The sequence below is a fragment of the Streptomyces sp. NBC_01445 genome, assembly GCF_035918235.1.
In the GTDB taxonomy this organism is placed as follows: Bacteria; Actinomycetota; Actinomycetes; order Streptomycetales; family Streptomycetaceae; genus Streptomyces.
The window spans coordinates 7,380,045-7,391,526 of record NZ_CP109485.1; the positions used below are offsets into that span (position 1 = coordinate 7,380,045).

General features: G+C 72.3%; 9 protein-coding genes. 6 read left to right on the plus strand and 3 right to left on the minus strand.

Annotated elements, in window-relative coordinates; genetic code table 11:
- Window positions 1-2 precede the first annotated feature (2 nt).
- The 3 genes from OG574_RS33540 to OG574_RS33550 are packed head-to-tail and all read left to right on the plus strand — an operon-like array spanning window position 3 to window position 3,039.
- Entirely contained in the window at window positions 3-899 is an 897-nt protein-coding gene (locus OG574_RS33540; protein WP_326776252.1) for a VOC family protein, read from the plus strand.
- A complete protein-coding gene (locus OG574_RS33545) occupies window positions 887-1,375 on the plus strand; it encodes a flavin reductase family protein (RefSeq protein WP_326776253.1) in 489 nt (162 codons plus the stop codon). The genes OG574_RS33540 and OG574_RS33545 overlap by 13 nt, the downstream gene beginning before the upstream one ends.
- The gene (locus OG574_RS33550; protein WP_326776254.1) at window positions 1,372-3,039 is read left to right on the plus strand and encodes an FAD-dependent oxidoreductase; all 1,668 of its coding nucleotides are present in this window, start codon (window positions 1,372-1,374) and stop codon (window positions 3,037-3,039) included. Before OG574_RS33545 ends, OG574_RS33550 begins: the two co-directional genes overlap by 4 nt.
- Here the strand turns inward: OG574_RS33550 and OG574_RS33555 are convergent.
- From OG574_RS33555 to OG574_RS33565, 3 genes are all read right to left on the minus strand, one after another.
- Complete coding sequence (locus tag OG574_RS33555) at window positions 2,999-4,477, minus strand: ankyrin repeat domain-containing protein (protein ID WP_326776255.1); 1,479 nt, start codon at window positions 4,475-4,477, stop codon at window positions 2,999-3,001. The genes OG574_RS33550 and OG574_RS33555 overlap by 41 nt on opposite strands.
- A 48-nt stretch (window positions 4,478-4,525) precedes the next feature.
- Entirely contained in the window at window positions 4,526-5,419 is an 894-nt protein-coding gene (locus OG574_RS33560; protein ID WP_326776256.1) for a hypothetical protein, read from the minus strand.
- 285 nt (window positions 5,420-5,704) lie between these two features.
- Window positions 5,705-7,450 (minus strand): glycoside hydrolase family 35 protein, encoded by a 1,746-nt coding sequence (locus OG574_RS33565; protein ID WP_326778717.1) that lies wholly within the window; start codon window positions 7,448-7,450, stop codon window positions 5,705-5,707.
- A gap of 136 nt (window positions 7,451-7,586) precedes the next feature.
- Here OG574_RS33565 and OG574_RS33570 point away from each other — a divergent pair, with 136 nt between their 5' ends.
- The 3 genes from OG574_RS33570 (at window position 7,587) to pepN (ending at window position 11,463) form a co-directional block, all read left to right on the plus strand.
- On the plus strand, window positions 7,587-8,498 hold the full coding sequence (locus OG574_RS33570) for a helix-turn-helix domain-containing protein (RefSeq protein ID WP_326776257.1): 912 nt from the start codon (window positions 7,587-7,589) through the stop codon (window positions 8,496-8,498).
- Between the two features lie 11 nt (window positions 8,499-8,509).
- Entirely contained in the window at window positions 8,510-8,845 is a 336-nt protein-coding gene (locus OG574_RS33575; RefSeq protein ID WP_326776258.1) for a chorismate mutase, read from the plus strand.
- A 116-nt stretch (window positions 8,846-8,961) separates the two neighbouring features.
- Window positions 8,962-11,463, plus strand: coding sequence for an aminopeptidase N (gene pepN / locus OG574_RS33580; protein ID WP_326776259.1), 2,502 nt, complete (start codon window positions 8,962-8,964; stop codon window positions 11,461-11,463).
- The last annotated feature ends 19 nt before the right edge of the window (window positions 11,464-11,482 follow it).

Below are 11,482 nucleotides of genomic sequence, written 5' to 3' on the forward strand. Positions count from 1 at the left end.
CCATGGACATCCGCTCTCTGGGCTTTCTCCGCATCGAGACCGCGAAGCTCGCCGAGTGGCGCACCTACGTCATCGACATCCTCGGGATGACCGAGGGCGCGGATTCGACGGACACCGTCCTGCACGCCCGGATCGACGACCGCATCCGCCGCCTGTCCTTCGTGGCGGGCGACCACGACCGGCTCCTGTCCGCCGGCTTCGAGGTCGCGAACGCGCGAGCGCTCGCCGAGGCCGCCGCCGAACTCGAAGCGGCCGGCGTCGCCGTCAAGCACGCCGACGACGCCACCCTCGCCGACCGCCGCGTCCAGGGCCTCATCCACTGCGAGGACCCGGCCGGCAACCCCCTGGAGATCTACTGGGGCCAGGCCCAGGACCACACCCCGCTCGCCGCGCCGTACGGCAACCGCTTCGTCACCGGCGACCACCTCGGCCTCGGCCACGTCGTCATGCCCGCCCCCGACATGGAAGCCACCCTCGACTTCTACGAGAACCTCCTCGGCTTCCAGCTCCGCGACCGGATGAAGCTGCCGCCCGTCGCCGTGCCCACGGGGAAGCCGGGCCAGGACTTCTACTGGATGAACTTCCTCAGCCCGGGCGCCCGCCACCACAGCCTCGGCCTGTATCCGGGCGAACTCCCGCCCGGCATCGTGCACTTCATGGTCGAGCTGGAGCGCCTCGACGACGTGGGCTTCTGCCTCGACCGCATGAACGCGGCGGGCATCCCGATCGCCTCCACCCTCGGCCGGCACTCCAACGACCACATGGTGTCGTTCTACGCGCAGGCCCCCGGCGGCTTCCAGGTCGAGTACGGCTGGGACGGTCTCATCGTCGACAAAGCGACCTGGGTGACGAAGGAGATCACCTCCGACAGCTTCTGGGGCCACCAGTGGAACGGCTGACCCCGGACGCGTTCCGTGACGTCCTGGGCCACTTCGCGTCCGGCGTCACGGTCGTCGCCGCCCTCGACGAGGACACCGGCGAACCGGTGGGCCTCGCCTGCCAGTCCTTCGCCTCGCTCTCCCTCGAACCGCCGCTCGTGCTGCTGTGCGTCGCCAAGTCGTCGACCAGCTGGCCCAAGGTGCGGCGCGCGGGCCGGTTCGGCGTCTCGATCCTCGCCGACGACCAGCGCGCCGTGTGCGCCGCCGTCGGCCGCAGCGGCCCCGACAAGTTCCGCGACGTGCAGTGGGAGCCGACCGGAGGCGGCGCGGTCCGTGTCGAGGGTGCCCTCGCCACCGTCGACTGCGAGCTGTACGCCGTCCACGAGGCCGGCGACCACTGGATCGTCACCGCCCGGGTCCTCGCCGTGACCGCACGCGACGGCGGCAACCCCCTCCTCTACTTCCGCAGCGCCTACGCCACCGGGGAGTTCGCATGAGTGACGCCGAGATCGGTTACGACGTGGTGGTCGTCGGGTCCGGCGCCGCCGGGTTCGCCGCCGCGATCACCGCCCGTCTGCGCGGCCTGACAGCCCTGATCGTCGAGAAGACCGACCGGTACGGCGGATCCACCGCCCTGTCCGGCGGCGCGATCTGGGTACCGGGCAACTTCCACCTCGACGCGGCCGGCCTCGGCGACACGTACGAGAAGGCCCGCGCCTACCTCGACGCGACCGTCGGCGACCGCGTGCCCGGGGGCCGCAAGGACGCCTATCTGCGGCACGGGCCGCGCATGGTGCGCGAGTTCCACGACCGCACCGCCGTCCGCTTCATGTACACACCCGGCTACTCCGACTACTTCCCGGAGGCGCTCGGCGGCATGGCGCAGGGCCGCTCGGCCGAGCCGTGTGTCGTCGACCTCAAGGAACTCGGCCCGCTCGCCCGGGACCTGCGCCGGGCCGGGCTGCCCACGTACGGGCTGACCATGACGTCGTACGACTTCCGCTTCCTCAACATGGTCGCCCGCACCTGGGCCGGCAGGCGCAGGTCGCTGCGGGTGGGGGCGCGGGCCGTGGGCGCGGCGCTGCGCGGGCGCAAGCTGCTCTCGCTCGGCGAGGCGCTCATCGCCAGGATGCGGCTCTCCCTGGAGCGGCTCGGCGGCGACCTGTGGCTGTCCGCGCCGCTGACCGGCCTCGTCGTGGAGGGCGACCGCGTCACCGGCGTCCGCGTCCTGCGTGACGGGACCGAACACGTCGTACGGGCGCGCGGCGGTGTCGTCCTCGCCTCCGGCGGCTTCTCCCGCGACCAGGCGCTGCGCGAGAAGTACTTGCCGCAGCCCACGTCCACGGCGTGGACCCATGCCTCCGAGGGCCAGGTCGGCGACGCCCTGCGCCTGGGCGAGGAACTCGGCGCCGCCACCGACCTCCTCGACAGGGTGTGGGGCGCTCCCTCCCTGTGCCCGCCGGGCGAGAGGCCGTTCTTCCTCGTCGCCGATCGGGGCATCCCCGGCATGGTGATCGTGAACGCGGCGGGGGAGCGGTACGCCAACGAGGCGGCGCCGTACCACCAGTTCGTGGACCGCATGTACGCCGCCGACCGCCCCGACGCGACGACTGTCCCGTCCTGGCTGATCCTCGACGCCCGTTCCAAGGCCCGCTACATCTTCGCGGGCCTCTTCCCCGGCCAGGCCTTCCCGAAGCGGTGGCGCGAGAGCGGCTTCCTGAGGCAGGCCGCCACCGTGGAGGAACTGGCCCGGATCATCGAAGCGCCCCAACTGCCGTCTGCGATAAGGAGGTTCAACGGCTTCGCCGCCACCGGGAAGGACGGGGACTTCGCGCGCGGCGACAGCATCTACGACCGCTACTACGGCGACCCGACCCTCCCGAACCCCAACCTCGCCCCCCTCGACAAGGGCCCCTTCTACGCCGTCCCCGTCCACCCCGGCGACATCGGCACCAAAGGCGGCCTCGTCACCGACGGCGACGCCCGCGTCCTGCGCGAGGACGGCACACCCGTCGCCGGGCTCTACGCCTCCGGGAACTGCTCGGCGGCCGTCATGGGGGAGACGTACCCGGGGCCCGGCGCGACGATCGGGCCCGCCATGGCGTTCAGCTGGGCCGCCGTCAACGACATCGCGGGACCGTCCACTCCAGACGGGCTCTGACCCGCGCGTCCGGGACGTGGCGGATCGCGTCCCGAGCCGTGTCGTGCGCGTACCCGCCCGGCGCCTGGCAGGCGAGGATCCGCGCGAGCGTCTCGACGGCCCGCGGATCGTGGCGCAGCGCCAGACCGCGGGCCGCCTCCGCCGCGGCGTCCGCGACCGGGTCTTCGAGGAGCGCGGCCAGCGCGTCGCGCACCTCGGCCGTGTCGGCAGGCGCTGCGGCGAGCGCCGCCGCGGCCCAGTTGCGCACATCGCCGTCCGCGTCGTGGGTCAGCGCGACCAGCGCCGAGACGGCCTCGTGGTGACCGGCGGGCACCAGGCCCGTCAGGGCGAGCGCCACCGCGCGCCGCACCCGCGGCTCCGGATGCCCGGCGTGGAGCAGGATTTCCGGCAGAGCGGCCGGGTCCCCGAGATGGCCGAGCGCGACGACCGCCGAGCGCAGACCCGCAGTGTCGAAGGCCGTACGGGCGAGGGCGCGCAGCACAGGCAGCGACCTGGGCGTGTACTGGCCCCGCGGCCCCAACTGCCCGAGCACGTCCGCCCCGAAGGCCCGCCGCAGCGCCTCATCGCTCGCGCACCACGCGGCCGCCGACCGATACGTCTCCTCGTCTCCGCGCGCCTGGAGCACCGAGGCGGCCTCGGTCCAGTCGCCGTCGTCCGGGTCATCACGACGCAGCGCACGCTCCGCAAGCTCGGCGGCCGACGTCACGACACCCAGGTCCGCCTCCAGGAGCGTGGCGATCGCCGCGTGGCCCGTCTGCATGTCGTTACCCGAACGCGGCCGCCCCTCCTCGTCCAGCAGCTCCACGACCACGGTCACCCCGCCGTCTTCCGTGAACTGCTGCGTCACCGCCTCGCTCTCCGGCTGCTCAAGGCCCGCACGCAGCACCGCCGCCACGTCCACACCGCACCAGGCCAGAGCCTCCGCGAGCGCCTCGGTCCGCCCCTGCGCGCCGTGTTCGAGCAGCGCCCGCACACACCCCGTCGACCCGCGCCTCGCCGCCGCGACCAGCGGAAGCCCGCCGCCGGGACCCGGCAGCTGCGGATCCGCGCCGCCGTCGAGCAGCGCACGCACCACCCCTTCGTGCCCGCGCTGGAGCGCCCACGCCATTGCCGTGAACCCGAACTCCTCGCGCAGATCGACCCGCGCGCCCGCCGCCAGCAGAGCCCGCACGACCTCCGTGTGCCCGCCGCACGCCGCCCCGCACAGCGGCAGATCCGTGCCACTGCTCAGCCGGTCCGGGTCCGCCCCGGCCGACAACAGCAGCCGTACGATGCCCGGCTCGTCGCTCACCGACGCCAGATAGAGCGCCGTACGGCCCTCGTCGTCCGGCTCGTCCGCCGCGGCGCCCGCGCGCAGGGCCCGCACCACCGCGTCCTCGTCACCGCCGTACACCGCGTCGAACAGGCCACTCGCGCCTGCCTTCTGCTCTTCGTCCATATGTCGACCATCGCCCCTCACCCGAGGTGAACGCAAAGCGTTTTGAGGCTATGTGTCGCACTCCATCACGGTGTGGCACAGTGCGCACCGCGCCCGCACCCGGCCCCGCACCGGCACCCTGATCCGCTGATGACACGTCGGACACGGAAACGTCACCCGCAGCACGGACCCCTCCGTCGAGAACGCGTACGCACCGCCCGGCGCCTCCCCGCCCGCCCGGCTCTCCCGCGCCTCACGCCGTTCCTTCGCGTACCGCCGCCGCCCCGCCCACCCGGCCGCCGTCAGCGGCGGCTGCTGCTCGTCGGCCCGCGCCCGCGCCAGCCCCTTCGTGTACGCGGTGTAGGCCTGCGCACTGGTGAACCACGTCTCCGGCGCCTCACCGAACGCCAGCGACCGTTTGGCCAGGACGTAACCGAACTCCTCCGGCGTGAGATAGCCGAGCTTCTGCGACGACGCCGCGTCCTCCCGGTACGCGTCGAGCAGCAGCCAGCCGGCCCCCAGATAGGTGGTCGCCGTGTCCGTGAGGATCTCGTTGTCCCGCGTCCCCGGGAACGAGAGCCCGAGCCGGTGCAGATAGACGTGCATGACCTCATGGGCGAGCGCGGCCCCGATGTCACGCCGATGCGTACGGAACCGGTCGTTCAGCTCGATGAAGTACTCCGGACCCGCCGCCAGCTCGACACTCGCCGCGTGCGTCATCTCGCGGAAACTGACGACCATCCGCGCGTCCGGCAGCCGGTAGTGCCGCACCAGCTCACGCGCCACCCGCTGCGCCCCCAGATACAGGTCGTCCTGGTCGCAGAACGCCACGTCGACCGGGGCGACGCTCGTCTCGAAGGCGTGCACGGTGTCGTACGAGAGCCGCTTGTACAGCGCGGTCACCGCCGCCCGCACCGTCTCCAGATGCGGAAAGCCGTGCTCCACCGGTCCGCCGTTCGCCACGCCCGCACCCCCTGGGGCCGCCGGGCACCACCGCCCGGACACCGGAACTCCACTGTACGGCGGGATCCGGCAGGCCCACCGTGCGCGATTAGTCCAAGACCTTCCCCTCCTTTGTCCATGGGCCCGCACGCTCCGCACGCACCATTGTGATCAACGCGCCCCACCATGAGCGCAGCGAGGACCGTGCCCGCCGGCTCCCACGGAGAGCGGCCCGCACCCCGTCGCGCGTAGAGAGGGGCCGGTTCCGTGATCCGGAACCGGCCCCGTACGTCTGCCCGGCGGCGCCTACGACAACGTCACGCGCGGCTCGCCCGCCGCCTCCGTCTCAAGTACCCACACCTCGTTGCGGCCCTCCCGCAGCACGGGACCGGGAACGTACAGCGAGTGCTGCGGGCCGACCGACCAATAGCGTCCCAGGTTGAAGCCGTTCACCCACACGAACCCCCGTGTCCAGCCCGGCAGTTCGAGCTCCGCGTCCCCGGCGCCGCTCACCTCGAACGTGCCGCGGTACAGGCCCGCCGCCCCCGGAGGCCCGTCCACCGGGGCCAGGCCCCGCACCGCGTCCGCGTCGTCGAACGCGTCCAGACGCAGCGCCCGCGCCCGCACCCCGTGCAGATACTGCCGCTCGTGCAGCACCCCGCCCGTGATGCCCTTCGACTCACCCGTGCGCGGCCCGTAGTTGACCCGGCCCAGCGACTCCACCCACAGCTCGATGCGCGCGGGTCCCGCGACGGGCTCCGCGAGGACCGGCTCGTCCTCCGTGAGCACCCCGGCCCGCACTCCGTCCACATACACCACGGCACGGTCCCGCAGCCCCGCCACCCGCAGCGGATACGCCCGGCGCGGCCCCGGCACGTCGACGCCGTAGCGGACCAGCCCCCGGTCCACGTCGAGCTCCTCGAAGGTCGGCGGCACCGCGTACTCACCCTCCGCCGAACCGAGCTCGTCCAGGACCGCGTCCAGCGGCGCGTACGAGGTCAGCTCCGCCGTCACCGTGGAGGCCAGCGCCGCCGGCTGCTCGGGCACGTCCGGAAGCGGCTCGTCCGCGTACTCGGCGAGCACCTCACGGAAGCGCCAGAACTTCTCCGTCGGCCGCCCGTGCTCGTCGACCGGCGCGTCGTAGTCGTACGACGTCACATCGGGCTGGAGCAGGCCCTCGTGCAACTGCCCCGCACGGTTCGCCCCCGCCCAGCCGCCGAAACTCGTCCCGCCGTGCGCCATGTACAGATTGACCGACGCCCCGCACTCCAGGATCTCCCGCAAGGCTGCCGCCGCGTCCTGGGCGTCCCGCACGACGTGATCCGCGCCCCAGTGGTCGAACCAGCCGCACCAGAACTCCATGCACATCAGCGGACCCTTGGGCCGGTGCCGGCGCAGCGTCTCGAAACCGCCCCGCGCGTTCGACCCGAAGTTCGCCGTCGCGAGGACACCCGGTACGGACCCGCCCGTCAGCATGTGGTCGTCCGGACCGTCCGACGTGAAGAGCGGCACCGTCACGCCGAGCCCGCGCAGACCGTCCGCGAGATGCGCCAGATACACCTGGTCCGAGCCGTACGAGCCGTACTCGTTCTCCACCTGCACCATGATCACCGGGCCGCCCCGGCCGAACTGCCGCTCCACGACCTGGGGGAGCAGCGCCGCGAACCAGCGGTCCACCGCCGCCAGGAACTCCCCGTCCCTGGTCCGCACCCGCGAGCCCAGCGGACCCGTCAGCCAGTGCGGCAGCCCGCCGTTCTCCCACTCGGCACAGATATAGGGCCCCGGACGCACGATCGCCCACAGCCCCGCCTCGCGCACCGCGTCCAGGAACCGGCCCAGAGCCCCCACGTCACGCAGCTCGCCGGGGCGCGGCTCGTGCAGATTCCACGGGACGTACGTCTCCACACAGTTCAGGCCCATCGCCCGCAGCATCGCGAGACGGTGCCCCCACTGCTCCTCGTGCACCCGGAAGTAGTGCAGCGCCCCCGACAGGAGCCGCACCGGCCGCCCGTCGACCTCGAAGTCGTCCTCGCCCACCCTGAACCCGGCCATCATGTCCCTCTCGCTCACGTACTGCCCACCACGATCACCTCTGGCGGTCGGCACGGTCCATGGACAAAGATCAGCCCTGTTTGGACGCAACCGCGCACCACCGGCACCACACCCGCCCAGGAAGGGACACAAGCGGATGTACCACACCTGGATGCGGTATTTCACCCCCAGCCCGGCCCACCACCGCCTCGGCCTCGTCTGCCTCGGCGTCGGCCTCCAGTACGGCGCCCTGCCCACCGTCGGCCCCCGCACCCTCGACCACCACGTCGCCGTCGTCATCACCGCCGGACGCGGCTGGTACCAGGCCCCCGACGGCCGCCGCACCACCGTCACCGCACCCGCCCTCATCTGGGTCACCCCCGGCATCCCCCACCACTACGGGCCCGACCCCGACACCGGCTGGGACGAGTGCTTCGTCGACTTCACCGGCCCCGCCACCACCACGTACACCGAACTCGGCTACATAGAGCCCGAACGCCCCGTCGTCCCCCTCTCCGACGCCGCCCACGCCCGCACCGCCGTCGGCCGCATCGCCCGCGCCGCCCGCCGCGGCAACCCCCTGCTCGAGGTCGAGACCGCCGCCGCAGTCCACGAACTCCTCGTCGCCCTGCGCCGCGCCCGTGCCGACATGGCCCCCGACGGCGACCCCGTACTCCAGTCCCTCGCCCGCGACGCCTTCCAGCCCCTGTCCGTCGCCGAACACGCCGCCCGCCACGGCATGACCCCCGCCGAACTGCGCACCGCCGTACGCCGCGGAGCGGGCTGCAGCCCCAAGGACTACCTCCTCGGCATCCGCCTCGGCCGCGCCAAGGAACTCCTCGCCGCCACCGAACTCCCCGTCGCCGCCGTCGCCCGCCGCGTCGGCTACGACGACCCCGCCTACTTCTCCCGCCTGTTCACCCGCCGCGTCGGCACCGCGCCCGTCCGCTTCCGCGAACAGCAGGGCCGCACCGTCCCCGGCGGCTGGTCGCACACGGTCCCCGACCCCGACGACCCGCCGATGCTGCGCTCCCCGGGCCCCACGATCGACCGCCCCCGCGCCACGTAGGGTTTCCTCCCATGACCAACAGCAACGCCGCCGACACCGTGGACCCCGCCGTCCGCGCCGAACTCGCCCGCCTGCGCGACAGCATCGACAACATCGACGCCGCTGTCGTCCACATGCTCGCCGAACGCTTCAAATGCACCCAGCAGGTCGGCCACCTCAAGGCCGAACACGCCCTGCCCCCGGCCGACCCCTCCCGCGAGGCCAGCCAGATCGAGCGCCTGCGCCAACTCGCGGAGAGCGCCAAACTGGACCCCGCCTTCGCCGAGAAACTCCTGAACTTCATCATCAGCGAGGTCATCCGCCACCACGAGCAGATCGCGGCGAATTCAAGCCCCTGCGGCGATTGAGGAGCGGGGTCCGGGGCGCAGCCCCGGGGCGGTGAATCCGGCGTCGGGTGAGGTCTCGTCATAGGACGCCCCCGGCCAGCCTGTCCCCCGCCGGAGGCGTACGGCAGCATGTCCCCATGTCCGTACTGACGCGCGACGAAGCGCAGACCCGAGCCCAGCTCATCGACGTCCAGCGGTACGAGATCGACCTCGATCTCGCCCGGGGAGCCGACACCTTCGACTCCACCACCGTGATCGGCTTCACCACCCGCACGGCCGGAGACACCTTCGTCGAGGTCAGGCCCGCAGCCCTGCGATCCGTCACTCTCGACGGACAGCCCCTGGACCCCGCCGCACTCGACGACAACCGGCTCCCCCTCACCGGACTCGCCCCCGGCCCGCACGAACTGCGCGTCGAAGCCGCCATGGCCTACTCGCACACCGGCGAAGGCATGCACCGCTTCACCGACCCCGCCGACGGCGAGACGTACGTCTACACGCAGCTGTTCATGGAAGACGTCCAGCGCGTCTTCGCCGCCTTCGACCAGCCCGACCTGAAGGCCGTGTTCGACCTCACCGTCACCGCCCCCGACGGCTGGACCGTCCTCGCCAACAGCGTCACCGAGCACCTGGGCGAGGGGAAGTGGCAGGCCGCCACCACCCCGTTGCTCTCCACCTACCTCGTCGCCGTCGCCGTCGGCCCCTGGCACTCCGTACGCACCGAGCACCGCGGCCTGCCCTTCGGCCTGCACTGCCGCCGTTCCCTCGCCCCCTACCTCGACGCCGACGCCGACGAAATCCTCGACATCACCCGCGCCTGCTACGACCGCTACCACGAGAAGTTCGAGGAGCCCTACCCCTTCGACTCCTACGACCAGGCGTTCGTCCCCGAGTTCAACGCCGGCGCCATGGAGAACCCCGGACTCGTCACCTTCCGCGACGAGTTCGTCCACCGCTCCGCCGTCACCGACACCGAACGCCAGACCCGCGCCATGGTCATCGCCCACGAAATGGCCCACATGTGGTTCGGCGACCTCGTCACCCTCCAATGGTGGGACGACATCTGGCTCAACGAGTCCTTCGCCGAATACATGGGCTACCAGACCCTCACCGAAGCCACCCGCTTCAAGGACACCTGGGTCGACTTCGGAGTGTCCCGCAAGGCCTGGGGATACGACGCCGACCAGCGCCCCTCCACCCACCCCGTCGCCCCCGACGCCGACGCGGTCCCCGACACCGCGTCCGCCCTGCTCAACTTCGACGGCATCTCCTACGCCAAGGGGGCTTCCGCACTTCGGCAGTTGGTCGCCTGGCTGGGCGAGAAGGACTTCCTCGCCGGCATCAACACCCACTTCCAGCGCCACAAGTTCGCCAACGCCACCCTCGCCGACTTCATCGCCTCCCTCGCCCACCACACGGACCGCGATGTCCACGCCTGGGCCGACACCTGGCTGCGCACCACCGGCGTCGACACCCTCACCGCCACCGTCACCGAACACCCGGGGCAGGCAGACCTCACCCTCACCCGCGACGGCAGCCGCCCCCACCGCATCACCGTCGGCGTCTACGACCGCGACCTCATCGACGGCGCCACCCTCGTCCGCCGCGAACTGACCGACATCGACATCCCCGTCGACGGCGAACACCGCCTCCCCGGCCCCCGACCCGCCCTCGTCGTCCCCAACGACCAGGACCTCACCTACGCCAAGATCCGCCTCGACCCCCACTCCGAGGAAACCGCCCTGCGCGGCCTGTCCCGCGTGCCCGACCCCCTCACCCGCGCCGTCCTGTGGAACTGCCTGCGCGACATGGTCCGCGACGGCGAACTCGAACCCCTCACCTACCTCGAAGCCGCCCGCGCCCACCTCCCCGGCGAACGCGAACTCGCCAACGTCCAGGGCGTCCTGGCCTTCGCCCGCACCCAGGTGGCCGACCGCTACACCACCCCCGCCGAACGCCCCGACGCACTCGCCCTCCTCACCGACCTGTGCGCCGACCTCATCCGCCGCACCGAGGACGGCAGCAACCCCGGCCTGCGCCTCACCGCCGTGCGCACCCTCATCGACAGCGCCGCACACGCCGACACCATCCGCGACTGGTACGACAGCGGCAGCGTCCCCGGCGGCCCCGAACTCGACCCCGAACTGCGCTGGCGCATCCTCGGCCGCCTCTGCGTACTCGGCGCCGTCGACGACGCCGTCATCGAGGCCGAACTCACCCAGGACCCCAGCGCCACCGGCCAGGAAGGCGCCGCCCGCTGCCGCGCGGCCCTGCCCGACCCCGGCGCCAAACGCGCCGCCTGGGACGCCATGTTCACCACCGACGAACTCTCCAACTACCTCTTCACCGCCACCGCCCAGGGCTTCTGGCAGCCCGAACAGAGCGACCTCCTGCACCCCTATGTCGCCCGCTACTTCCCTGACGCCGTAGCCGTCGCCCACCGCCGTGGCCCCGCCGTCGCCGACGCCGCGGGACGCTGGGCCTTCCCCGCCCACGCCGTCGACACCCACACCCTCACCCTCGGCGAATCCTGCCTGGAGGACGACGACCCCATCCCCGCCCTGCGCCGCAAACTCGTCGACCAACTCGACGACCTCGCCCGCGCCTTGAAGATCAGGACGGCCACCGCCGCCTACTAGGGCCCGGAATGTACGGGGT